Source organism: Streptomyces sp. NPDC043876 (genome assembly GCF_056435825.1).
On the sequence record NZ_JBWKDV010000003.1, the window covers coordinates 547292 to 570748 of the forward strand.

A 23457-nucleotide genomic window follows, 5' to 3' on the forward strand; every position below is an offset into this window, starting at 1 on the left:
GGTGCCGTCCCGGGCCCCCGTCCCGGAACGGCGCGCGCGCCCTGCGGAACCTCCCGCAGGGCGCGCTCGTGCCGGAGCCTGCGTCAGCAGGTGACCGTGACCGTGTGGACCACCGGGTGGGGTGCCCACGGGTACGAGGCCACTCCGAAGGTGCCGCGGACGGTCGAGCCGCACGGCACCGTGACGGCCTGGCCGTGCACCTCGACGGCCGTGGTGGTGAAGAGGACCGACTTGGTCTGCGAGGTGAGCGGTGCGCCGCCCACGATCTCGGTCGACAGGGTCGTGATCAGCTCTTTCGGGGCGGGCGCCGGGCTGCCCGGGGAGGGCGGGCCGGCCAGGCCGACCTTGCCGTAGAACGAGACGGTGGTGCCGGTGACTTCGGCACACACCCGCGTGCTCAGGCCCGACTGGAGACCCGAACTTCCGCACGTGGTCACCGTGTCGGTGGCGCTGGTCGGCAGGACGGCCGCACCGGCGGGCGTGATCGTGGCCACGGCCAGAACAGCGGCGCCGGTCATCATCAGAGCTAAGCGCTTCATGGGAATCCTCCTCGTGTGGTCACCGTCCGGGGCTCCGGCGCGATGGGTTATGACATGTGATATTTCACATGTCATCTAACCATAAGATGATCGAGAGCTGAACTCCTTCGGGCCGCCCCATGACGAACGGCGGGATCCGGCCACGCCGTGGGCATATGGCTGAGGAGGGGTCGCCAATCACCGCGCGGGCACGGCGCGGTGGCGGTTCGTCAGGACGTGCGGGAGCCCCTCACGAGGGCTGGGCGAAAGCCCCTTCGAGGGGGAGGGGTGCGTGCGCGAGCGGGTGCGGGGCGGCGCAGTGCCGCCAGGAACACGGATCCGCGCCGTCGCCCTCGGTCCCGCTGCGGGAGGCGGCCTTCAGCGCGGCGCTCACCAGGGTCGTGAGGAGATCGTGGTCGGACGCGGCGTCCAGACGCACCGTCACCCACCCCGAACCGGGGCGCAGGCTCAGCGCGGTCGACCCGGCCAGCGCCGGACGCAGCTTCGCGATCATGGCGCGTGACAGGTGCACGTCCGCCTCGTGACCGCTGTGGAAGTGGACGATGTCCTCGGCGCCGGCCCGCAGGACCGGCCCCTCGCAGTACTCGACGCGGACCTCGGTGAGTGCGGTCCAGTTCCTCAGCCGTTCACAGGCTCGGGTTTCCGCGTTCATGATGCAGAGCCTCGCGCCTGGCGCCCGGCATCACAACCCTTCGGGCGGAATCGGACGCACCGGATGGCGGGATCGGCCGCATCGGCGGGACGGCACCGCCGTGAGGGAGCCCCACCCGGCACGACCGGAGCCCCGACCTCTAGTGCAACGGAGGGAGGCGAGCGAGGCGCACCCCGGCTGGCGCCGTGCCGGGGGGCATCCTGATGTCCCGTGTGGGCGGCGGGGGGTCACTCGTCCCGCCGGCCACAGCCAAGGTCCGAGCCCGCACCGCCGGGAAGCTACGGAGTCCGATGTCCGTGCCCGCCGCACCCGAAGTCCGTGCCGCCACGCTGCTGCGCCGCCCCCACCTGTGGCTGTTGCCCACGATCCTCACCGGGCTGCTCGCCCTGCTGCTGTCCCTGCTCTACATGGGCGGCATCGTCAACCCCAACAGGGACCTGCGGGACCTGCCCATCGCACTCGTCAACGACGACACGGGCACACCACCGGCCGGACAGCGCGGGAACCTCGGCGCCCAGGTCACGGCCGCCGTCGCCGCCGACAGCGCGGGCGGCAAGGCCGCCTGGCGCGTGCTCACCCGCGCCCAGGCCCAGGACGCGTTGGACTCCGGCAAGATCTTCGGCGCCCTCGTGGTGCCGGCCGACTTCACCGACTCCGTCACGGCGCTCGCCACGCCGGGGGCCACGCGGTCGCCGGTGATCCGCGTGCTCACCAACCCCGGCAAGGGGAGCCTCGGTTCCTCCCTCGCCGGCCAGATCACGACGCAGGCCGCCCACCGCGCCTCGCAGGCCGTCGGCAAGCAGCTCACCGCGTCCGTCGGCGCCCGGGCGAACGCGACCACCAAGGTCCTGCTCGCCGACCCCGTCAAGGTCGTCACCGAGGTCGGCCACCCGATCGGCGCCCACAGCGGGCTCGGTCTGACCGCCTTCTACTACACGCTGCTGCTCGTACTGGCCGGGTTCATGGGCGGAAACGTCATCAGCAACGGAGTCGACACCGCCCTCGGCTACGCCGACAACGAGATCGGACCCTGGCACACCCGGCGCCCGACGGTGCCGGTCAACCGCACCCAGACGCTGCTGCTGAAGATGGCGATGACGGCGGGCATCACCCTCGTCAGCAGTTCCCTGGTGCTGCTCGCGTCCGTCACCATCCTCGGCATGGACGCCTCCCACCTGCCGTTGCTGTGGGTGTACTCCTATTGCGCCGCTCTCGCCGTCGGCCTGGGCGTGCAGGCCATCAACGCGGCCTTCGGCAGCCTCGGTCAACTGGTGTCCATGTTCGTCTTCATCGTGCTGGGCCTGCCGTCGTCGGGCGCCACGATCCCGCTCCAGGCGGTGCCCGGCTTCTACCGTTTCCTGTCCCACTTCGAACCCATGCGCCAGCTGGGCGACGGGGTACGCGCCATCCTGTACTTCGGTGCGCGCGGCGACGCCGGGCTGGCCCGCGCCTGGCTGATGATCGCGATCGGCACCGTCCTGGCGCTGGTCTTCGGCTTCGGCATGACCGCCTACTACGACCGCAAGGGTCATAAGCGCCTCACGCCGCAACCTGTCTGACCTCCCCGTGGGCCCGCAGGGACCGAGGTGCGCCGGTCAGGACGGGGTCCTAGCATGAAAGACGATGTTGCAGGACTTCCCGATGCGAGAAGGGGAAACCCATGATCTCGGCGTCCGGCAAGAACGCAACGTGGAGCGAACGGCGCCGCCGCATCGCCCTGCTCCTGCCCGCGGCCGTACTGGCGTCCGGCGTGGTGCTTCCGGCCGGCGATGCGGCGGCGGCCGTGACACATTCCGCCGCGGTGGAAGCCGCCGCCCCGGCCGCCCCCGGCGTCCCGGCGCAGCCGGATGACGGCAAGCTCGCCCTCGACACCCTCGACGAGGTCGTACGCGGCGACTTCACCGCCGTTTCGGCACGTTTCGACGAGGCGATGCGCCGACAGGCGCCCCCCGAACTCCTCGCGAAGTCCTGGGCGGCCTACCAGGCCGCCTTCGGGACCTACCGGTCCCACGGGCAGCCGGAACAGGTCGCGTCCGGCGACCTGACCGTCGTGAAGGTGCCGCTCACCATGGCGAAGCGGCCCGGGGAGTTCCGCGTCACCTTCGACGGCGGCGGGCACATCACGGGCCTCTACTTCCTGCGGACAGGGGTCCCGGTCCCGACGCCGTGAGCGCGCTGCCGTCCGTACGACCATCCAGGGAGAGCCCGTGCAGCACGTCACCCTCGCCACCGGCGCCGCCATGCCGATCCTCGGGTTCGGCGTCTACCAGATCCCGCCGCAGGAGACGGAACGGGCCGTCACCGAAGCCCTCGCCGCGGGCTACCGCCTGCTGGACACGGCGGCCGCGTACGGCAACGAGGAAGCCGTCGGCCGCGCCCTCGCGAACAGCGGGATCCCGCGCGGAGAACTCTTCGTCACCACCAAGCTCTGGATCCAGGACGCCCCCGCCGAGGACAACACGCGCCGCGCCTTCGAAACGTCGCTGCACAAGCTCGGCCTGGACCACCTCGACCTGTACCTGATGCACCAGCCCTACGGCGACGTGTACGGCCAGTGGCGCGGCATGGAGGCCGTCCACCACGAGGGCCTGGCGAAGGCCATCGGCGTGGCGAACTTCCACCCCGACCGGCTGGTCGACCTCATCGTCAACAACGACGTCGCGCCCGCCGTCGACCAGATCGAGACCCACCCCTTCTTCCAGCGCGTCGACGACCAGCGGCTCATGCGCGAGCACGGCGTGCAGATCCAGTCGTGGGGGGGCTTCGCGGAGGGCCGCGGCGGCCTGTTCACCCAGCCGCTGCTGAGCCGGATCGGCGCGGAGCACGGCAAGTCGGTCGCCCAGGTCGTCCTGCGCTGGCTCGTCCAGCGCGGCGTCGTCGCCATCCCGAAGTCCGTGCGCGCCGCGCGCATGGCGGAGAACCTCGCCGTCTTCGACTTCGAACTCACGGACGCCCAGATGGCCGCCATCGCCACCCTGGACACGGGCCGGTCGCAGTTCTTCGACCACCGCGACCCGGAGGCCGTCGCCCGCCTCGCCACGCACCGCCTCGACGCCTGACCGGTCCTCACGCCCCCGGGCGCCGCCGGCTCAGGTGGCGGAGGCGGGGCCGGGCGGCAGGTGGACGGTCATGATCAGGTGGCAGGTCGCGGTCCCGGCGCCGCGGTAGGTGTGCGGGGCGTCACCGGCGAAGTCGGCGGTCTGGCCCGCCTCGACCGTGTACGGCGTCCCGTCGACGATCAGCGTCATCCGCCCGCTGATGACCGAGAGCGTTTCGAAGACACCGGCCTGGTGGGGGTGGCTGGGGTACTCGTCGCCCGGTTCCAGCTCCCAGCGCCAGACCTCGGTCGGCGCCCGGCCCGCCGTCGTCAGCATCAGCCGCGCCCGGCTGCCGTGCTCCCCCTCCCACAGGGGCGTCACGGCGTCGGCGGAGACCACGCGCACCGGCTGCTCGCTGCGGGCCTCGGTCAGCGCGGACACCGAGACGCCGAGGGTGTCGGCGAGGCGCACCAGCGTGGCGAAGTTCGGATTGCCCGTGGCCTTCTCCAGCGCGACCAGAGCGCCCTTGCTGACGCCGGCCCGTCGGCCGAGCTCGTCCAGGGACAGCCCGGCGCGGGCGCGGGCGGTCCTGACGTTGTGCGCGAGCGTCCGCAGGGCCTGCTCGGCTTCGGCCATCTGTCAACCCCTCCTCGTGGAGAAAATCCCGGCCCGCGGATCGCCGGATCGTCCGGTAGGCGAGCTGCGGTCGGTTTGATGTACGGTTTAGTCGTTCTGTTGTCACATTTTAAGGGATGTGCGTACCGTGATCGCTCTGCTGCTGGCCCTGGGCAGCTCCCTCACCTACGGCTGCGCCGACTTCCTCGGCGGGCTCGGTGCCCGCAAGGCCCACGTGCTCCGTACCGTGATGATCGCCGCCCCGGCCTCCCTCGTGGTCGAGCTGATGCTGTGGCCGTTCCTCGGAGCGTCCTTCGACGCCGGGACCCTCGCCTGGGGCGCCGCCTCCGGCCTCGCGTCGGCGGTGGCCTTCGCCCTGCTCTACAAGACCCTGGCCCTCGGCCCGATGAACGTCCTGTCTCCGGTGACCGCGCTGATCTCCGCGGTGCTGCCGGTCGGCGTGGGCCTGACGCAGGGGGAGTACCTGGGCACGGCCGGCTTGGTGGGCCTGCCCCTCGCCCTGGTGGCGGTCGTCCTGGTCAGCGCGGGGCACGGCGCGGGATCGGTCCGCCCGTCGCGGACCGCGCTGCTGCTGGCCTTCGGCGCGGGCGCCGCGATCGCGCTCCAGCTGATCTTCCTGCACCAGGCGCCGGCCGACAGCGGCGTCGGCCCGCTGATCGTCGGCCGGGCGGTCTCCTCGGCCGTCACGCTGGCCGCGGCGGGGCTCCTGTACCGCCGCCTCGGGTCCGAGAAGCCCGCGTACGCGATATCGGCCACCGCCGGCGTGCTGGACTCGATCGCCAACCTGCTGTTCCTGCTCGCGGCGCGCAGCGGAGACCTCGCCGTCGTCGCCGTGATCACCGCCCTCTATCCCGCCGGGACGGTCCTGCTCGCCCGCACGGTGCTCGCCGAACGCGTCCACCGCACGCAGCTCGTCGGCCTGGGCGCCGCGGCCGTCGCGGTCAGCCTGCTCGCGCTCGCCTGAGCCGCGCCGGGGCGGTGGCCGCCGTACGCCGTGCATGGCCGCCGAGCCGGCGGGGTACGCGCCCCCGGTACGCAAGGCGCCTCAGTCGGGCACGGAACGAGGAGTGGCACACGTGATCAGGAAGCTGCAGGCGGTGGCGCTGGACTGCGCCGATCCGGTCCGGCTCGCGGAGTTCTACGCGGGCCTGCTCGGTGGGGAGGCGGTTGCGGACCCGGAGGATCCCGGCTGGGTCGAGGTGCGCGGATTCGAGGGAACGCCGCTGGCCTGCCAGCGCGTGGACGGTTACCAGCCGCCCGAGTGGCCCGGCCAGCAGCGTCCGCAGCAGATCCATCTCGACTTCGACGTGGACGATCTCGACGCCGAGGAGGAGCGGGCCCTGGCTCTCGGCGCAACCGTGCTGGAGCGGACGGACCAGCTCCGCCCGGGCGCCAACTGGCGGGTCTACGCGGACCCGGCCGGGCATCCGTTCTGCCTCTGCCTCCACTGAGGCGGCCCCTTCGCGGTGGCCGGCGTCGTCAGCCCGCGCCGCGCTCGGCGGCGTTCGCCTGCCAGTTCTGCCCGATCCCCCGCAGGAGCGCCGGATACACCACCAGGTACCGGAAGGGCTTGATGGCCGCCATGTACACGGTGCCGAGCCGCCCGTTCGGCCTCACCAGGACGGCCATCTGGCCGTGGAAGCCGCCGGACCCGTCCGGCACCCAGCCGATGTGCAGCACCGCACGCACGGTCCGGTTGGACATCTCCGCCGCCCACTCGTCGTGCGCGAGGTAGAGGGACGTGAACGGAAGCGTCGAGAACTCCGGTCCGCGCGGCCCGTCGCGGAGGTCCGCCGGGAGCCGGTCCCGGAGCGTCCACACCCCCGCCCCACCGGCGCCGCTCCCGGCCCCGGGCCGGTCCCAGCCCAGCAGTTCGCCGAGCTTGTCGCGGATCGCGAACAGCATGCGCGCCGCGGAGGCGTTGGCGGGCGCACCCGTCCCCTGCGCGAACTGGCGCGCCAGCAGGGCGAGATCGTCGGGACCGCCCGGCGTCGGCAGCGCCCACACGTCCTCGACGCGGAAGTCGGGGGCGACCTGGTGAATTCGCCACGGGCGGGAGGTGTGCGCGGTTCTGGGCAGTTTCATGAAGGGCCCATCATCCCTGGGATGCGGAGGACGCGCCAGGGCCAGGCTGGGGCGACTGTTCGCGCTCGAGGACGCAGCCGCGCCGAGGTGATGAGGCTGACCGGGGACTGGCTGCTGCGGTGACGCACAGCGGGAGCCGGGCGGGCCCTTCGGCGTGCGGGCCCGCCCGGCTCCCGCGTCCGTCAGTGCGCGGCGGCGGCGAGCGCGCTCACGTCCACCTTGTACGGGGCGAAGCCGGCGTTGTTCTTGCAGCCGAGCTCTTCCCAGGTGCTGACCTTGGTCTGCGGGTCCGTGTGGGTGAGGTGGTACTTGCAGGCGCCCTTGATGTACTGGCCCTTGACGCCGCCGGGGAAGTCGATCTCCCTGTTCCACAGGTACGGCGAGTTGTAGTTGTTCAGGCGGGCCGTGGCGTTGACGTCGATGCCGCCCGGCGCGTAGATCTCGTAGACCCAGCCCGTCTTCGCCGCTCCGTAGGTCGCGAACTTCTGGGCCACCCACTGCTCGCAGCTGGTGCTGAGGTGCGCGCTGCTCTGCCCGCCGCCCTTGACGATGTACTCGGCGAGCGGGGTCAAGGTGGTGCCGCGCGGGGTGAAACCGGACCGGAAGATGTCCTCCACGGACTCCCGGGTGTCACCGCGCCACAGCACGTTCGTGTCGCTGCGCCACTGCCACCGCTCGTCCGTCGCGCCGGCCGCGACGTCGAGGTCGATCGACTTGTCGGTCGTCGTGCGGTACCAGTCCCAAGCCCGGTATTCGACGGTCGGCCCGCAGGGCTTGGTCAGGTCGTCGTCGAGCGCGACGGCAGCGGCGGGGGCGGCCGTGGCCGGGGAGATGGCGGCGACGGAGACGAAGGAGACGGCGGCGAGGACCCGCAGAGCGGCCTGCAACATGGTGAGTGCCCATCAGTCGATCAACATGACGGGCCTGTTATAGGCGTCGGCGTACCTCTTCGGGACCCTCGCACCCGCGGGTCCACCCGCCCGGCGGGAACAGTCATACCGGGGAAAGGATTCGCCTCCCCTGGCCGCCCTTGCCGCCCCCGGGCCGGGCTGCGTCCTAGGCGGGCGGCTGCGGTCGGACCAGGCGGCGGACGGACTCGACCACCGTCTCGCGGTGGCGCGCCAGCCGGGCCGGGGGCCACGCGGACCCCGCCACCGCGCCGGTCCATGCCTGCGCCAGGCCCATCGCGAGCGTGAGCAGGTCCTCGGGGTCGAGAGCCGGGTCGATCAGCCCCGCACGCTGCGCCTCCTCCACCGCCGCGATCTTGCCCCGGTAGGACTCCGCCTCGGCGTCGGTGGTGCCCGGCCGCTCCAGCTGCTTCCACTGCACCAGCCGCATCAGGTCAGGCCGGGCCACGAGGTGGTCGAAGACCGCGCCGACGTAGCCGGGCAGGTCCCGCGCGTCGAAGGGCACCGTCTCCGAGCCCGTCTCCAGGGCGCGCTGGAGCACCGCGTCGAACAGCTGCTCCTTGTTGCCGTAGTAGACGTAGATGAGCCGCTTGTTCGCCTGGGCGGTCTCCGCGATGCGGTCCACCCGCGCACCGGCGATGCCGTGTGCGGCGAACTCGGAGAACGCCGCGTCGAGCAGCCGTGCCTTCGTCGCGCTGGAATCCCGTGCCATGGCGGGCAGCCTAGCAAGTAACTATCTGGTTATTGACAAGCGCCGCGACCGTCCCGCATGCTCTAACTATCCAGTTAGTTACCCACCCCCACGCATGACGGAGGACACCATGGAGATCCGCGCACTCGGCGGCCAGGGACTGCGGGTCGGAGCCCAGGGCCTCGGCCTCATGGGCATGAGCGCCCACTACGGCGCCGCCGACGAGACCGAGTCCCTCGCCACCATCCACCGCGCCCTGGAGCTGGGCGTCACCCTGCTCGACACCGCGGAGGGCTACGGCCCCTTCCGCAACGAACAGCTCCTCGGAAAGGCGCTCGCCGGCCGCCGCGCCGACGCCGTCGTCGCCACCAAGACCGGCGTGGAATTCACCGACGAGGGCGACTTCCGGGGCCACAACGGGAGCCCCGCGTACATCCGCCGCTCCGCCGACCGCTCCCTGCGCCACCTCGGCACCGACCACATCGACCTCTACTACCTCCACCGCGTCGACTCCGGCGTCCCGATCGAGGAGAGCGTCGGCGCCATGGCCGAGCTGGTGACCGCCGGCAAGGTCGGCCACATCGGCATCTGCGAGGCGGCGCCCTCCACGATCGCCCGCGCCCACGCGGTCCACCCGCTGGCCGCCGTCCAGACCGAGTACAGCCTCTTCGAGCGCGGAATCGAGCACGACGGTGTCCTCGACACCCTGCGTGAGCTGGGCATCGGCCTCGTCGCCTACTCCCCGCTCGGCCGCGGTTTCCTCTCCGGCGCCATCACCAGCCCGGACGACTTCGCCGCCGACGACTTCCGGCGTACCGACCCCCGCTTCCAGGGGGCCAACTTCGACCGCAACCTGGCCGTGGTCGACCGGGTCCGCCGGCTCGCCGCGGAGAAGGGCGTCACGCCTTCGCAGCTCGCGCTCGCCTGGACGCTGCGCATGGGCGCCGTACCGATCCCCGGCACCAAGCGCCGCCGCTACCTGGAGGAGAACGTCGCGGCGACCGCCGTCACCCTCACCGACGCGGACCTGGCCTCCCTGGACGCCGTCGCCCCGCACGGTGTGGTCGCGGGGGACCGGTACGCGCCCGAACTGATGACGTCCCTGAACGGCTGAGCCGCCCGGTACCCGGCGGCCCGCCCGGTGCGGGGCGGGGCACCGGGCGGGCCGCCCGGTCGGAGGGCGCTGGACATCAGACCATCAGCAGCAGCCGGGTGTTCGACACGAGCTTGCGGTTGACGCTGGTGCTCTGCACGAAGATCGTGAAGTCGTCGTTGTGATCGGGCTTGACGCGCGCCTCCGCGGCGGGCAGGCCGAGCAGGGCCCGGGCCTGCGGACCGGTGTACACCCGGTCGGTCTTCTTCTCCAGCACCGCGATCTGCTTGCGCGCCTGGATCTTCTCCGGCTTGCTCAACTGGTAGAACGCGCCACCGGTGCGGTAGGCGTGCCCGGATTCGGTGACCCACTCCCGGATTCCCGCCTCGCGCGCCACGGGGATCAGCCGGTACCCGGACGGGTCCACCGGACTGAGGCCGGCCGCCTCGATGGTCTCCTTGTTGACGGCGTCCCCACCCGTGGAGAACACGGCCCGCGAGCCCCGGATGCCCTTGGTGCGGCCCACCATGAACTTCTCGGTGGCCTCCTTGATGACCTGGCCGGCCTCCTCCAGTCCTTGGGTACTGGTGGCGTCCCACACCGCGATGTTCTCCTTGGGGAAGCCGCACTGCATGGCTTCCCGCTTGCCCATCTGGTCCGGCACGAGGACGGCCAGCGTCCAGTTGTCCTCCTGCGTCCCGATCATCTCGGTCACGGCCCGGACCAGCTCGCGGGGGTCCCTGGACGGGGCGTCGGGGCAGCGGTGGCTCGCGTTCTCCTGCCCGTCGGTGAGCACGAACGTCAGGAAGCTGTGGTCGCCGTACAGCTGGGCCGTCTGGGCCAGCTCCCGCTGCGACTTCAGGGAAGCCGCCAGCAGGGACGTCATGCCACCGGTCCGGTACAGCTGCTTCAGCGACGGCATCCGCAGCACGTCCTTGTCGTAGATGACGCACTCCACCGTGTTGGCGAAGACGTACACCGTGACGCGGGTCTCCTGGTCCAGTTCCCCCGACCGGCGGGCCAGGTAGGCGATCTGCTGGTCCGCGACGTCGACGACCTTGCCGCTCAGATGGGACATGGACGAACTGGCGTCCAGCACGAGAGCGACGTGGTTGATGTAGTTCTGGTTTCCGGACATGGAAGCTCCCCCTCGTTCCGACTTGATGCTCCTACCGTCTCACCCACCACTGACAATCGATCAGGGAGCGGAAGGGGCCCGGCACTCAGCCGTCGAGGGGCCGCAGGGCGGTCAGTACGCGGTCCGGTGTGAGGGGCAGCTCGCGCATCCGGCGTCCCGTGGCGTGGGCGACCGCGTTGCCGATGGCGGCGGCCGTTCCGACGATGCCGATCTCGCCGATGCCCTTGCTGCCCATCGGGTTGAGGTGCTTGTCGTGTTCGTCGATCCAGTGCGCCTCGATCTCCGGCACGTCCGCGTGCGCGGGCACGTGGTAGGAGGCCAGGTCGCTCTCGGTGAAGTCGCCGAACGCCCCGTCCACGGTGCTGTGTTCGGTCAGCGCCATGCCGAGCCCCATGATCATGCCGCCCTTGAGCTGCGACCTCGCCGTACGCGGGTTGAGGATGTGGCCCGCGGCGTAGACGCCGAGCAGCCGCCGGACGCGGACCTCGCCGGTGACCGTGTCGACCCGGGCTTCGGCGAAGTGGGCGCCGAAGGCGTGCCTGGCGTACGGGGACTTCTGCTTGGCCGACTGCGTGGTGTCGGCCGACGCGGACAGGCCCTCGTCCGGCAGGGGCTCGTGGTGGCGCTCCAGGCGCGCGGTGAGCGCGGTGCAGGCGTCGTGGACGGCCCAGCCCCAGGACCCGGTGCCGGAGGAGCCGCCGGCGAGGGGCGCGGCGGGCAGGCCGGTGTGCCCGATGGCGATGGACACCCGCTCCAGGGGGACCCGTAGCGCGTCGGCGGCCACCTGCGCGAGGACGGTACGGGCGCCCGTACCGATGTCGGTGGCGTTGATCTCGACCAGGAAGCTCCCGTCGGGGCGGGCGTGCGCGCGGGCCGTGGAGGGGGAGACGAGCACGGGATAGGTGGCCGCGGCGACTCCGGTGCCCAGCAGGTACGGGCCCTCGCGCCGCGGGGTGCGGTGGCTGGACCAGCCGAACCGCTCGGCGCCCTCGCGCAGGCATTCCACCAGGTGGCGGCTGCTGAAGGGGCGGCCGCTGTCGGGTTCGGCCGAGGGTTCGTTGCGCACGCGCAGTTCGATCGGGTCGATGCCGAGGGCGTCGGCCAGTTCGTCCATCGCCGATTCCAGCGCGTACATGCCGGGGGCTTCCCCGGGCGCGCGCATCCATGACGGGGTCGGCACGTCCAGGGCGACGGCGCGGTGCGTGGTGCGCATGTCCGGTACCGCGTACATGACGCGGGCCGGCACGGCGGCCTGCTCGACGAACTCGCGGACGCGGGAGGTGTGGGTGGTGACCTCGTGCGTGAGGGCGGTGAGGGTGCCGTCGGCGCGGGCGCCCAGCCCGATCCGGTGCAGGGTGGGAGCGCGGTGGCCCACCGTCGCGGGCATGTGGCCGCGGGGGAGGGCGAGCTTGACGGGACGGCCGTACCGGCGCGCGGCCATGGCGGCCAGGACCACGTGGGGACGCGGCGTGCCCTTGGAGCCGAAACCACCGCCCACGTGCTCGGAGACGACGGTGACGTCGGCCTCGGGGAGTTCGAGGAGGGACGCCAGCGCGGCGCGCACGGGGCCCGCCCCCTGGCTGGAGTCGTGCACCCTCAGGTGGTGGCGTACGGAGTCCCACTCGGCGGTGGCGGCGTGCGGCTCCATGGGGTGGTTGTGCAGGGGGGCCACCTCGTAGGCGCAGTCGACCCGGACGGGCGCGGCGGACAGGGCGGCGTCCGGGTCGCCCTGCTCGCGGTGCGCGGGGTGGCCGCCGTTGGCCTGTTCGGGGGTGTAGGCGCCGGGGTGGCCGGTGCTGAGGGCGACGTCGTGCGGCTCGCTCGCGTAGGCGACCCGCACCGCCTCGGCGGCGGCCCGCGCGCCTTCGAGGGTGTCCGCGACGGCGAGCGCCACGTACCAGCCGCGGTGGGGGACGCGGGGGTCCTGGAGGAGTTGCAGCGTCGGGTCGTCGGAGGGACCCAGGCGCGGCGCGTTGAACGGGGTCAGGACGCCGATGACGCCCGGCAGGGCGACCGCGGCCGTGTCGTCGACGGCGGTGACCCGGCCGCGGGCGACCGTCGCGGGGACCGGCCAGGCATAGGCGCAGCCGGGCGGGGTGTGCTCGACGGCGTAGCGGGCGGCTCCGGTGACCTTCTCGTGTCCCTCCCGTCGGGGTTCGGGGCTGCCGAGGGCGGTGCTGGGGCGCATGGACGGCTCCCTTTCTGGTCGGTGGCGGGCGGCTACGCCGATGGGCCGGTGGCCGGCGCGGGCGGGGTGCGGGGCGGAGCGCCGTCGGCGGTGCGGATCAGGCGGGTGAGCGCGTCGTGGGCGAGGTTGCGCGCGAGGTCGACCTTGAACGCGTTGTCGCGCAGCGGCCGGGCCTGCGAGAGCTCCTCGTCCACCGCCCGGCGCACGGCTTCGTCGGTGGGCGCGGACCCGACCAGTAGTTCTTCGCAGACGGTGGCGCGCCACGGCCGGTGGGCGAGGCCGCCGAAGGCCAGGCCGAGGTGGCGCACGCGGCCTTCGGAGAGTTCGAGCACGGCGGCGACCGAGGCGAGCGCGAAGGCGTACGAGGCGCGGTCGCGGGCCTTGCGGTACAGGGAGACGGCGCCGGGAGCGGCGGGCGGCAGCACGACGGCGGTGACGATCTCCCCGGGGCGCAGGACGGTGTCCCGCTCCGGGTGCTCACCGGGCAGCCGGTGGAACGCGGTCGCCGGGACCCGGCGGGTGCCGCCCGGTCGCCCGTCGGTTCCTTCCTCTCCACCGGCCGCGTCGCCCCCGTACAGCTCGATCTCCGCGTCGAGGGCGGCGAGGGCCACGGCCATGTCGGAGGGGTGGGTGGCCACGCAGTGCTCGGAGTGGCCGAGCACTGCGAGGTCGCGGTGCACGCCGTCGCGGGCCCCGCAGCCGCTACCGGGTGCGCGCTTGTTGCAGGGCTTGGAGACGTCCTGGAAGTACGGGCAGCGGGTGCGCTGGAGCAGGTTGCCGCCGGTGGTGGCCACGTTGCGCAGCTGCCCGGACGCGCCGGCGAGCAGGGCCTGGGACAGCGCCGGATAGCGGGCCCGTACGAGGGGGTGCGCGGCCAGGTCGCTGTTGGTCACGGCGGACCCGATGCGGAGCCCGCCCGTGGGCAGCTCCTCGATCCGGTGCAGGGGGAGCCGGGTGAGGTCGATCAGGGCCGTCGGGGTTTCGACGCCGTGCTTCATGAGGTCGACGAGGTTGGTGCCGCCGCCGAGGTAGCGGGAGCCCGGGTGCCGGGCGTGCGCGTCGAACGCTTCCTGGAGGCTGGTGGCCCGTACGTAGGCGAAGGGCTTCACGCGATCACGTCCGTACGCGGGGTGGCTGCCGGGGATGTGGCGGCGGGGGCCGTCGGCTCGGAGCGGCCGTCGGCGGTGGCTTCGGCTGTGGCGGCGACTTCGGCGCTGGCGGCGACTTCGGCGACGGCGTCGACGATGCCGTTGTAGGCGCCGCAGCGGCAGAGGTTCCCGCTGAGCCGCTCGCGGATCTCCTCGGGGGTGAGGGGGACGGGGGCGGTGGGGCCGTCCGCCGGGGTGGGGCGGGTGACGTGTGACGGGTGGCCCGCGGCCGCTTCGCCGAGGACGCCGACGGCGGAGCAGAGCTGACCCGGGGTGCAGTAGCCGCATTGCAGGGCGTCGTGGGCGACGAAGGCCCGCTGGAGCGGGTGGAGCGTTCCGTCGGCGTCGGCGAGGCCCTCGACGGTCGTGATCTCCGCGCCGTCCTGGGCCACGGCGAGCAGGAGGCAGCTGTTGGCGCGGCGGCCGTTCACGAGGACGGTACAGGCGCCGCACTGGCCGTGGTCGCAGCCCTTCTTGGACCCGGTCAGGTCCAGCGTCTCGCGCAGGGCGTCGAGGAGGGTGACGCGGTGGTCCAGGTCGAGGGCGTGGTCCGTGCCGTTGACGCGCAGTGCGACCCGGGAGCGGGAAGCGCCGTCCGCGGGCGGGCCGGACGGCGGCCGGCGGCCGGGGGCGGGGTCGGCCGGGTTTCCGGTGGTGCTCCCGGCGGTGCTCGCAGCGCCGGTCCGGTGCGTGGGAGGTGTTCCGCTCGCAGCCACGACAGTCCTTAATGTCCGATACGGGGTCTCTGGTCCATCGGTTGCCCAGCCTCGGCCATTCCACTCGTTCCGGTGCCGGTGGCGCGCCCGTCGGGTGCCGGACGGGTGTCGGAGGGGGCCGTTCGGGTGCCGCCCCGCCGTGTCTCCCCCGGGCGGGGGAGACGGGTCCCTCCGGCGGGGGAGGTGTCCGCGCGGACGAGGAGCGAGTCTGGAATCCGTGCGAGGGGAAGGGGAGTTCGGATGGAACGCTGGGATCGGGTGGGGCGCAGCGCGGCGTATGGAGCGGCCCTGTCGCTGTCGCCGTATCTGCTGATCAAGGTCTCGTGGGTGGTCGGCTCTTTGCTGGGGGTGCTCCCGGTCGGCGACGGGTTCGGCCTGGCGGGGTGGGTGGTCCTCAACACCGTCACGATCGGCATGGCATCGACCGGGATCGTCCTGGCGCTCGCCATGGTGCGGCCCTGGGGGATGCGCATACCGGGGGCGGCGGTCGCGTTCTGCTCCTGGGTGGGGTCGGGATTCCTCGTCTCCGTGCTCCCCTTCGGCTTGATCAGCGCGCTGCTGCATACGGGCGGCGACGCCGGGGCTGACGAGGGAGGCGGCTCGGGCATGCCGGGCTGGGAGGCCGCGCTGGTGGAGTTCGGCTTCGTCGGGATGGGGCTCGGACTCGCTCTCGCCGTTCCGGCTCATATGCGGCGCCGCTGGCCGGACGCCTTCGCGGGGCGCCTCGGTGACGGCCCTCGTGCGGCGCGGCCGTGGGCGGCTGCCGCCAGTGCGGTGCTCGGCGCGGTGGTCGGGGCGGTCTGGATCTACTGGGCGGCGGGAGGAACCCTGGGCATCGCGCACCCGGCCGAGCGGAACACGGACGGGTACGTGCTGAACGCGACGTGGGGATTCTGGGCGCTCGCCGGATCCGCTGCCCTGTGGGCGATCGTCCGGGCGCGCCCGGCCCGGTCGCCGCTCCGGGTGCCGCTGGCCCTCGCCTGGGTCGGTTCCGGCTCGCTGTTCGCGTGGAGCGCCTGGAAGCTGCCGCTGATGTTGTACGTGGCGGTGGCGGAGCCGACCGGGTTCACGCAGCCGGAGGACCCCGTGCCTGCGGTGGTGCTGCACGTCTGCGCCGTCGTGGCGGGGGCGGTCATGATGGGGACACTCGTTCGCCGGCACACCCGGGCCGCCGCGTCCGCTCAACCCTCCGCTGTCCCGGCGCGGCAGGTGGCCTGACCGCTTCGGGGGGCGAAGCCCCGGTCCGCGGCCCGGCTTTCGCCGGAGGGGTCGCAGGCGGCGGTGGGATACGGGACACGAGCGCACCTTTTGACCCGGGGTGGGTCTTCATCACCCGATGATCTTACGTAAGCTCAGGAATGTTCGCCGTGTCCGGGGTTGTCTCCGGCGGCGGCCGTGCTTTCGCATGTCCTGCCCCCACCGAACGAGTTGAGGAAATACGTGCGCCTGTCCCTTGAACGACGCCTGGTCGTGAGTGCCGCCCTGCTCGCCACCGTAGCCGGTGTCGTCCCGGCTTCCGCGGCCTACGCCGCACCGGCCACCGTGCCCGCCGCCGCCACGTCGGCCGCACAGCCCGCCCCCGACATGGAGGGCGTGACCAAGGCCCTCCAGAACGCCCTGGACGCGGGTGCGCCGGGCGCCCTGGCCCGTTACACGGGCCCGGACGGGGTGAAGAGCAAGACCCTGGGCCTCCAGGACACGGTCAACGGCACCGCGATGAACGTGGACTCGCGGTTCCGGATCGGCAGCGTCTCCAAGACCTTCTCCTCCGTCGTGCTCCTCCAGCTCGTGGGCGAGGGGCGCGTCGACCTGGACACCCCCGTCAACCACTACCTCCCGGGGCTGCTGCCGGACGACCGGATCACGGTGCGTCACCTGATGACCCACCGCAGCGGCCTGTCGGACTACACGAACGCGATGTTCGCGGACACCGTCCCGGGCTTCGAGGCCGTGCGCAACAAGGTGTTCACCTTCCAGCAGTTGGTGGACCTCTCGCTCGCCGAGCCGCGCACGACCGAGCCCGGCGCGGCCTACAAGTACTCCAACACCAACTTCGTGGTCGTCGGCATGATCATCGAGAAGGTGACCGGGAAGCCGGTGGCCAAGGAGTACGACCGTCGCATCATCAAGCCGCTGAAGCTGCGCAACACCTCCTACGTGCACCCCGCCACGGAGATCCGCGGCCGGCACGCCAACGGCTACCTCCACCCCGACGAGGCCGGGCAGCCGCTCGTCGACTCCACTGAGCAGACGGTCTCCTGGGCGCAGTCGGCCGGAGCGGTGATCTCCAACGCCGCCGATCTGAGCACCTTCATGTCCGCGCTGATCAGCGGCAAGCTGCTGCCCGCGCGCATGCTCGACCAGATGACCGCCATGACGCCGACGGACGCGACGAACACCCGCTTCTACGGCCTGGGGCTGCGGCGCTACGACCTCTCCTGCGGCACGCAGGTGTTCGGGCACACCGGTACCGTGCAGGGCTTCTACACCTACGCCTTCACCACCCGTGACGGCAAGCGGAGCCTGTCCGCCATGGCGAACACCTCCAACGACGGCGCCGCCAACACCGCCCTCGGCGGCACGCTGGAGGCTGCGTTCTGCGGCAAGCCCGTGACGGCCCCCGGCAACGCCACCGCGCGCGGTCTGGCGTCCGCCGCCCCGGCCCCCACGCTCGCCCCGGCCGAGAAGGACCTGCCGGAGCGCCGCTGACCTTCCGGGTCCCGGGGCCCGACCCCCACCCGGGAACGAGCCGAGGCCGGAGCGAACGCTCCGGCCTCGGTGCTGTCCCGCCCTGGCCGCCCCGGGTCACCCGGTGGCCCCGGCCCCGTGTCCGCGGCCCCCGGTCGCCGGTAGCGTGGCGGCAGCCGAGACGAGGAGGGGACATGACGCGACGCGAGAGCGCGGCGGAGGTGTTCGACGCACTGGGGGAGCGGTACGACGATCTGTTCGGGCCGGTGCCCAGGCAACTGGCCGCCCTGGACTGGCTGGTGGAGCGACTGCCCGCCGGAGCCCGCGTGCTCGACGTGGGCAGCGGCACCGGACGGCCCACGGCGGAGGTACTGACCCGCGCCGGGCACGCCGTGACCGGCATCGACGTATCGGCGGCGATGGTCGAGACGGCACGCCGACGGGTGCCCGGGGCGCGCTTCGAGCAGGCCGATGTCCGCACCTACGAGCCGCGGGCGAGCGGCGGGGTCGACGCCGTGTGCTCCTTCTTCCCGCTCCTCGTGATGGACCAGCCGGACATCGAGGCCGCCCTGGACCGGATGGCGTCCTGGGTCGCGCCCGGCGGCTTCCTCGTGCTGGCCACGGTTCCGGGCGACATCCGGGGGCTGGACATCGACTGGATGGGCCACCCCGTGACCGTCAGCAGCCTGTCCGCCGCGCAGCACCTGCGACGACTGGCGGCGGCCGGTCTGGACGTGCTGCACCAGGACACCTCCACCTTCGTCCCCGTCGACCCCCTCGCCCCGCCCGAAGAGCACTTCTTCTGCTACGCGACCCGGCCCACCCGATCCGCCGCCTGATCGCGAGCGTTCCCGTGCAGTAGTTCCCGTCGAGCGGTCCCCGGCGCGGGTGGTGGAGGAGAAAGATCTCCGACCCGCGCGACATCCTGGCGACTCGCGTAGTCAGGAAGGGTATGCACGGGGACCACGAAACAAGCGAACGGGCGGGGACCGAGTGAAACCAGCACAGGAGGACGCGTATCTGGAGTTCGTGACGGCGCGGGCGAAGGCGCTCTACCGCACGGCGTACACGCTCGCCGCCGGCGACACCCACCTCGCCGAGGACCTGGTCCAGGAGACCCTCGGCCGGTTGTTCGTGCACTGGAGCCGGGTGGCCCGCGCCGACAGCCCGGCGGCCTACGCGCAGACGGTCCTGGTCCGTACGTTCCTCAGCGCGCGGCGTCGGCGCAGCACCGGCGAGCGCCCGCTCGCGCACCTGCCCGACCGCGCGGAGCCAGGCACGGACGCGGAGCTGCGGATCACCCTCCTGGACGCGCTCGGCCAACTGCCGCCCCGCGACCGGGCGGTGATGCTGCTGCGCTACTGGGAGGGCCACAGCATCGAGGAGACCGCCCGCATGCTCAAGCTGAGCAGCGGCGCGGTCCGTTCGCAGGGCACCCGGGCCCTCGGGAAACTGCGCGCGCTGCTCGGCGACAGCCTGTCCGATCGGGTGCCGGGATGAGCACCGGCGCCCGACACGGGTCCGCGCCGCCGCAACGCCCCCACCACTGAAAGCGAAGTGACACCGCCATGCCGTTCGACGCAGACCTCGCACGCGCCCTGGACCGCACGACCGACGCCCTCGAACCCGATCTCACCACGCTCCTGAGCGGGGCCGTCCAGCGCGGACGCGCCCGCCGGCGCCGACGCACCGCCGCTCTCTTCGCCGGCGTCGGCGTCGGCACCTGCGCGGTGGTCGCCGCGGGCGCCCTGATGCTCCCCGCCGCGCTGGCAGGGATCCACTCCACCGGTTCCGACATCGAACCGGTGGCGCTGGCCATGCCGCGCTCCGCGATCAGCGGTGACCAGATGGTCCAGGCGCTGCAACAGAGCCTCCCCGGAGGCCGGTTCAGCCAGACCAGGGGACAGAGCAACAACCCCGGCGATCCGTCCGGCGGGTACGTCGCCAACGGCGGCCTGATCGTGGACGACGGGCACGGAGCCGCCTTCGTCGGTGCCTCGGCCGTACGGCTGAAACTGCCGCTGCGCGACGGCGACGGGCTCAGCTGCGAGCGGACGCCCGCGCGCGCCGAGGGTGACACCTGCACGCTGAGCGAGCTGCCCGACAACGCCGCGGTCCCCGGCGGGGCCGTGGTGATGTCGGAGCAGAACGCGGCCGCACACCCCGCCCGCGCGGACACCGCCCGCCGCTGGACGCTGACCGTGACGCTGAAGGCGACGGGCGCGCAGGTACAGCTGGTGCAGTGGAACAGCACCGGAGGCGGTGAGGGCCCGGACACGCCGAAGCCGACCCGCGCCGCGCCGCCGCTCTCCGAGCAGCAAGCCCTTGCCGCACTCACCGGCGCCGCCTGGGCGCCGATCCTCGGCGCCGTCGCCTGAACCACGGGTCACGGGGCGATCCGGGCGGCCGCCTTGCGGTGCGGTCGCCCGGCCCGCCCCACGCACCCTCGCGGCCGCAAGGCACTGGCGCAGGGGCCTCGTTCAGACGATCAGGCTGAGGGTCGCCGCCACCGCGAAGCCGGCCACCGACAGGACGGATTCCAGGACGGTCCAGGATGCGAGGGTGTCGCGTTCCGATATCCCGAAGTACTTCGAGACCATCCAGAACCCGCCGTCATTCACGTGCGAGGCGAAGATGGAGCCCGCCGAGATCGCCATGATGACCAGGGCCAGGAAGGGCTGCGAGTGACCGCCGCCCTCGACCAGCGGCACCACGATGCCCGCCGTCGTGACGATCGCGACGGTCGCCGAGCCCTGGGCCACGCGCAGCACCAGCGAGATCAGGTAGGCCAGGACGATCACCGGCAGTCCCATCCCGTCGAAGGTGTCCGCCAGAGCGCCCGCGATGCCCGACCCCTTCAGGACCGCGCCGAACACGCCGCCGGCGCCGACCACGAGCAGGATGTTGCCGACCGGTTTGAGGGAGGCGGTGGAGACCGTCTCCAGCGAGGTGCGCGACCAGCCGCGGCGGATGCCGAGCAGGTAGTACGCCATCACCAGGGCGATCGTGAGTGCCACGAAGGGGTTGCCGAAGAACTCGACGCAGGAGCGCAGGCCCGACGGGTCGAGCACGATCGAGGAGAAGGTGGAGGCCAGGATCAGCAGCAGCGGCGTACCGATGATGAGGAGGACGGTGGCCAGGGGGACGGGATCCTCGCGCGGGGTGACGCCCGCGGCGCGCTGCTCGGCGGCGACGGCCGCCTTCGCCTCGCAGGCGGCCTCGACCATGTCCTGCGGTACGGCGACGAAGAGGCGGTGGCCGATCCATCCGGCGTAGGCCCAGGCGGCGAGCACGGCCGGCACGCCGCAGACGACGCCCATGACGATGACCCAGCCGAGGGAGACGTGGAAGAGGCCCGCCGCGGCGACCGGGCCGGGGTGCGGCGGCAGGAAGGCGTGCGTCATCGAGAGGCCGGCCAGCAGCGGCATCGCGTAGAGAAGAATCGATTTTCCGGAGCGCTTGGCGGCCGCGTAGACGATCGGTGCGAGGACGAAGATGCCGACGTCGAAGAAGACGGGGATGCCGAAGACCAGTCCGGTGAGTCCCATGGCCAGGGGCGCGCGCTTCTCGCCGAAGAGGTGCAGCAGGCGGCCGGAGAGGACTTCGGCACCGCCCGAGACCTCCAGGATCGCGCCGAGCATGGTGCCGAGACCGATGATGATCGCGACGTGCCCGAGGATGCCGCCCATACCGCTCTCGATCATCGAGACGGCGGCGGACTTCTGTACGGTGCCGAAGAGTTCGGTGACCGAGAGCCCGGCGGCCAGGCCGACCGCGATGGACACCGCCAGGAGCGCCACGAAGGGCTGGAGGCGGATCCTGATGATCAGGAACAGCAGGAGGGCGATGCCCAGGGCGGCGACGGTCAGGAGACCGCCCGTCCCGCCGATCAGCGTCAGCAGACCCCCGGTGTGCGGGGTCGCGGGTGGCGCGGCGGCCATGGACGGGGTGACGGCTACGGACAGCATGGGAACTCCGTGGTTCGCATGGCGGGGGTCCCCGGTGACGGGGCGTGGGGTGAGCACGGCGGGCCGGCCCCGGACGCAGCGCGCGGCGCGGTGGGGGCGTGGGACGGCGGGGCGGCCGCAGGGGGCGGCGCCGTGTCGTGGTGGCCGGGCGGCGGGGGAGGGCCGCCCGGCCGAAGGGTTTCGCGAAGGGGGACGAGCGGTCAGCCGAGGACGGCGAGCGCGTCGATCTCGATGAGCAGACCCGCGGGCAGGCCGACGTACACCGTGGTGCGGGCGGCCGGCGGGGCGGTCAGCCCCTGCTCCTCGAAGTACGCGTTGTAGAGCTCGTTCATCTCCGCGAAGTGCTCCACGTCGGTGAGGTAGACGCGCATCATCATCACGTCGTCCCAGGTGGCGCCGCCCTCTTCGAGGATCGCCCGGACGTTGGCGAAGGTCTGGAGCGTCTGCTCGCGCAGGGAGGGGCCCGCCGGCGTCGGTGCGTGGCCCGGCACGGCGGGCAGGAAACCGACCTGGCCGGCCACCTGGAGGATGTTGCCCTTGCGCACCCCGTGCGAGAACTTCGCGGGCGGGGCGGTGTGCGTGGCCGGGGTGATCGCGGTCTTCACGAGCGGGGCGGCGGGAGCGGAGGGGGCAGGGGTGGTGCCGTCGTTCATGGTGTGTGCCGTTCTTCCTTGATGGTTTCCCGGGGGACACCGCGGTCGGCGCCCCCGGCGAGCGGGGGGAAAGCGTGCGGAGCGCCGGCGGCGGACCGGGCCGGGCTCATGGGCGGGCCGTCCGGCCACCGGGCAGCGGGTCGGCGGGCCCGTCCGCGCGCCGCGCCGACGGGTCGTCGGTCCAGCCCGCGGTGAGGCTCAGCGCGCGCCAGGCCCCGGCGTCCAGGGCGGTCAGGCGGTCGGCCAGTTCCCGGGGCGGTGGCGGGGCCAGGTCCTCGGGGCTGGTCAGGACGGCCGCGGCCGTGAGGTGGCCGTGACGTATCCGCTCCGGTACGGGCAGCCCGCGCAGTCCGGCGGAGAGGAACCCGGCGGCGAAGGCGTCGCCCGCGCCGACCGGGGCGACGACCGCGACGGTGGGCGCGGGTTCGTGGACCACGCGGTCGGGCCCGTCCGGCGCGCTCCGGGAGAAGACGGTGGCGCCGTCGGCGCCCTGCTTCACCACCAGCACCTCCGGCTCCGGCAGCAGGCCGCGCACCGCGTGCGCGCCGCCGTCGGTGCCCCACAGGGCCTCGGCCTCGTCGGCGCCGACGAACACGAGGTCGGAGGCGCGGGCGAGGCCCAGCAGCACCGGACCGGCCGCGGCGGCGCCGGACCACAGGTTCATCCGGTAGTTGACGTCGAAGGAGATGCGGGGCCGGTCCGGCCGTGGGGCGGTCAGGGCGCGCAGGAGGTCCAGGCAGCCGGGGGAGAGGGCGGCGGTGATGCCGCTCAGGTGCAGGATTCCGGTGGCGTCGAGCACCGCCGCGTCCACGGTGTGCGGGGACATGGCGGACGCCGCGGAGGACTCCCGGTAGTAGGCGACCTCGGCCAGGTCCTCATCCGGCGGCCGGCCGTGCGAGGTGCTCGCGGCACGGGTGGCGCGCTCGCCGACGGTGCGGAAGTAGATGCCGGTCGGGCGGCGGTGGTCCCGCGTCACGTGCGAGGTGTCGACGCCCCGGGCGGACAGCTCGCGCAGCAGGTAGTCGCCGAAGCCGTCCGCCCCGACGCGGCCGACCCAGCGGGCGCTGTGGCCCGCCCCGGCGATGCCGCAGGCGACGTTCGACTCCGCGCCGCCGAAGCCCCGGCTGAATCCGGCCGCATCGGCGAGCGGGCCGGGGGTGGTGGGCCGCAGGGCGACCATCGCCTCGCCGAGACAGGTCACGTCGACGACGGAGGCCCGACCGTCCGCTGGGGTGGTGGACACGCTGAACTCCCTCACGGTTCCCGCCTGTTTGTACCGGATGCCCGGATCACCGGCCCTGTTGACCCGGCGCTGA

Annotated in this window: 24 protein-coding genes; 11 read left to right on the forward strand and 13 right to left on the reverse strand. The window is 72.8% G+C overall.

What is annotated here, in order from left to right:
* Positions 1–83 precede the first annotated feature (83 nt).
* Together AC0693_RS11955 and AC0693_RS11960 are read right to left on the reverse strand one after the other, a co-directional pair.
* A complete protein-coding gene (locus AC0693_RS11955) occupies positions 84–539 on the reverse strand; it encodes a hypothetical protein (protein WP_469316733.1) in 456 nt (151 codons plus the stop codon).
* 229 nt (positions 540–768) lie between these two features.
* Positions 769–1191: a luciferase domain-containing protein gene (locus tag AC0693_RS11960; protein WP_469316734.1), complete on the reverse strand. Its 423-nt coding sequence runs from the start codon at positions 1189–1191 to the stop codon at positions 769–771.
* A 290-nt stretch (positions 1192–1481) separates the two neighbouring features.
* On the opposite strand from AC0693_RS11960, the gene AC0693_RS11965 reads away from it, so the two are divergent.
* The 3 genes from AC0693_RS11965 to AC0693_RS11975 all read left to right on the forward strand — a co-directional run bounded on the left by AC0693_RS11965 (position 1482) and on the right by AC0693_RS11975 (position 4250).
* A complete protein-coding gene (locus AC0693_RS11965) occupies positions 1482–2750 on the forward strand; it encodes a YhgE/Pip domain-containing protein (protein WP_478801636.1) in 1269 nt (422 codons plus the stop codon).
* Positions 2751–2851: 101 nt separating this feature from the next.
* On the forward strand, positions 2852–3361 hold the full coding sequence (locus AC0693_RS11970) for a DUF3887 domain-containing protein (RefSeq protein ID WP_478801637.1): 510 nt from the start codon (positions 2852–2854) through the stop codon (positions 3359–3361).
* A 37-nt stretch (positions 3362–3398) separates the two neighbouring features.
* Positions 3399–4250: an aldo/keto reductase gene (locus tag AC0693_RS11975; protein ID WP_469316737.1), complete on the forward strand. Its 852-nt coding sequence runs from the start codon at positions 3399–3401 to the stop codon at positions 4248–4250.
* A 30-nt stretch (positions 4251–4280) separates the two neighbouring features.
* On the opposite strand, the gene AC0693_RS11980 is transcribed toward AC0693_RS11975, so the two are convergent.
* Positions 4281–4865 carry a helix-turn-helix domain-containing protein gene (locus tag AC0693_RS11980; RefSeq protein ID WP_468465890.1) on the reverse strand — a complete coding sequence of 195 codons (585 nt, stop codon included), beginning with the start codon at positions 4863–4865 and terminating at the stop codon, positions 4281–4283.
* 127 nt (positions 4866–4992) lie between these two features.
* Between AC0693_RS11980 and AC0693_RS11985 the strand changes: the two genes are divergently transcribed.
* Both AC0693_RS11985 and AC0693_RS11990 read left to right on the forward strand, forming a co-directional pair.
* Entirely contained in the window at positions 4993–5829 is an 837-nt protein-coding gene (locus AC0693_RS11985; RefSeq protein ID WP_469335551.1) for an EamA family transporter, read from the forward strand.
* Between the two features lie 112 nt (positions 5830–5941).
* A complete protein-coding gene (locus AC0693_RS11990; RefSeq protein ID WP_469335554.1) occupies positions 5942–6316 on the forward strand; it encodes a VOC family protein in 375 nt (124 codons plus the stop codon).
* A 28-nt stretch (positions 6317–6344) separates the two neighbouring features.
* On the opposite strand, the gene AC0693_RS11995 is transcribed toward AC0693_RS11990, so the two are convergent.
* From AC0693_RS11995 to AC0693_RS12005, 3 genes are all read right to left on the reverse strand, one after another.
* On the reverse strand, positions 6345–6950 hold the full coding sequence (locus tag AC0693_RS11995; RefSeq protein WP_478801638.1) for a DUF2867 domain-containing protein: 606 nt from the start codon (positions 6948–6950) through the stop codon (positions 6345–6347).
* 182 nt (positions 6951–7132) lie between these two features.
* On the reverse strand, positions 7133–7840 hold the full coding sequence (locus AC0693_RS12000) for a scabin-related ADP-ribosyltransferase (RefSeq protein ID WP_469316742.1): 708 nt from the start codon (positions 7838–7840) through the stop codon (positions 7133–7135).
* A 166-nt stretch (positions 7841–8006) separates the two neighbouring features.
* The gene (locus AC0693_RS12005; RefSeq protein ID WP_469335559.1) at positions 8007–8570 is read right to left on the reverse strand and encodes a TetR/AcrR family transcriptional regulator; all 564 of its coding nucleotides are present in this window, start codon (positions 8568–8570) and stop codon (positions 8007–8009) included.
* A 109-nt stretch (positions 8571–8679) separates the two neighbouring features.
* Here AC0693_RS12005 and AC0693_RS12010 point away from each other — a divergent pair, with 109 nt between their 5' ends.
* Positions 8680–9663: an aldo/keto reductase gene (locus AC0693_RS12010; protein WP_478801859.1), complete on the forward strand. Its 984-nt coding sequence runs from the start codon at positions 8680–8682 to the stop codon at positions 9661–9663.
* A 76-nt stretch (positions 9664–9739) separates the two neighbouring features.
* On the opposite strand, the gene AC0693_RS12015 is transcribed toward AC0693_RS12010, so the two are convergent.
* From AC0693_RS12015 to AC0693_RS12030, 4 genes are all read right to left on the reverse strand, one after another.
* The gene (locus tag AC0693_RS12015; RefSeq protein WP_478801639.1) at positions 9740–10780 is read right to left on the reverse strand and encodes a vWA domain-containing protein; all 1041 of its coding nucleotides are present in this window, start codon (positions 10778–10780) and stop codon (positions 9740–9742) included.
* An 85-nt stretch (positions 10781–10865) separates the two neighbouring features.
* A complete protein-coding gene (locus AC0693_RS12020) occupies positions 10866–12968 on the reverse strand; it encodes a xanthine dehydrogenase family protein molybdopterin-binding subunit (protein ID WP_478801640.1) in 2103 nt (700 codons plus the stop codon).
* A gap of 32 nt (positions 12969–13000) precedes the next feature.
* Complete coding sequence (locus AC0693_RS12025; protein ID WP_468465873.1) at positions 13001–14077, reverse strand: FAD binding domain-containing protein; 1077 nt, start codon at positions 14075–14077, stop codon at positions 13001–13003.
* Positions 14074–14685, reverse strand: coding sequence for a 2Fe-2S iron-sulfur cluster-binding protein (locus AC0693_RS12030; RefSeq protein WP_478801860.1), 612 nt, complete (start codon positions 14683–14685; stop codon positions 14074–14076). Before AC0693_RS12030 ends, AC0693_RS12025 begins: the two co-directional genes overlap by 4 nt.
* 387 nt (positions 14686–15072) lie before the next feature.
* Here AC0693_RS12030 and AC0693_RS12035 point away from each other — a divergent pair, with 387 nt between their 5' ends.
* The 5 genes from AC0693_RS12035 to AC0693_RS12055 all read left to right on the forward strand — a co-directional run bounded on the left by AC0693_RS12035 (position 15073) and on the right by AC0693_RS12055 (position 19898).
* Positions 15073–16050: a hypothetical protein gene (locus tag AC0693_RS12035; protein ID WP_478801641.1), complete on the forward strand. Its 978-nt coding sequence runs from the start codon at positions 15073–15075 to the stop codon at positions 16048–16050.
* 222 nt (positions 16051–16272) lie between these two features.
* Positions 16273–17541, forward strand: a complete 1269-nt coding sequence (locus AC0693_RS12040; protein ID WP_478801642.1) for a serine hydrolase domain-containing protein — start codon at positions 16273–16275, stop codon at positions 17539–17541.
* A gap of 173 nt (positions 17542–17714) precedes the next feature.
* Positions 17715–18359 carry a class I SAM-dependent methyltransferase gene (locus AC0693_RS12045; protein ID WP_478801643.1) on the forward strand — a complete coding sequence of 215 codons (645 nt, stop codon included), beginning with the start codon at positions 17715–17717 and terminating at the stop codon, positions 18357–18359.
* A gap of 154 nt (positions 18360–18513) precedes the next feature.
* Positions 18514–19020 (forward strand): SigE family RNA polymerase sigma factor, encoded by a 507-nt coding sequence (locus AC0693_RS12050; RefSeq protein ID WP_478801644.1) that lies wholly within the window; start codon positions 18514–18516, stop codon positions 19018–19020.
* A 68-nt stretch (positions 19021–19088) separates the two neighbouring features.
* Positions 19089–19898, forward strand: coding sequence for a hypothetical protein (locus tag AC0693_RS12055; RefSeq protein WP_478742053.1), 810 nt, complete (start codon positions 19089–19091; stop codon positions 19896–19898).
* Positions 19899–20000: 102 nt separating this feature from the next.
* Here AC0693_RS12055 and AC0693_RS12060 read toward each other — a convergent pair whose 3' ends face one another.
* The 3 genes from AC0693_RS12060 to AC0693_RS12070 form a co-directional block, all read right to left on the reverse strand.
* Positions 20001–21488, reverse strand: a complete 1488-nt coding sequence (locus AC0693_RS12060; RefSeq protein WP_478801645.1) for a GntP family permease — start codon at positions 21486–21488, stop codon at positions 20001–20003.
* Positions 21489–21688: 200 nt separating this feature from the next.
* The gene (locus AC0693_RS12065) at positions 21689–22141 is read right to left on the reverse strand and encodes a RidA family protein (RefSeq protein ID WP_478801646.1); all 453 of its coding nucleotides are present in this window, start codon (positions 22139–22141) and stop codon (positions 21689–21691) included.
* Positions 22142–22247: 106 nt separating this feature from the next.
* On the reverse strand, positions 22248–23384 hold the full coding sequence (locus tag AC0693_RS12070) for a sugar kinase (protein ID WP_478742056.1): 1137 nt from the start codon (positions 23382–23384) through the stop codon (positions 22248–22250).
* Between the last annotated feature and the right edge of the window lie 73 nt (positions 23385–23457).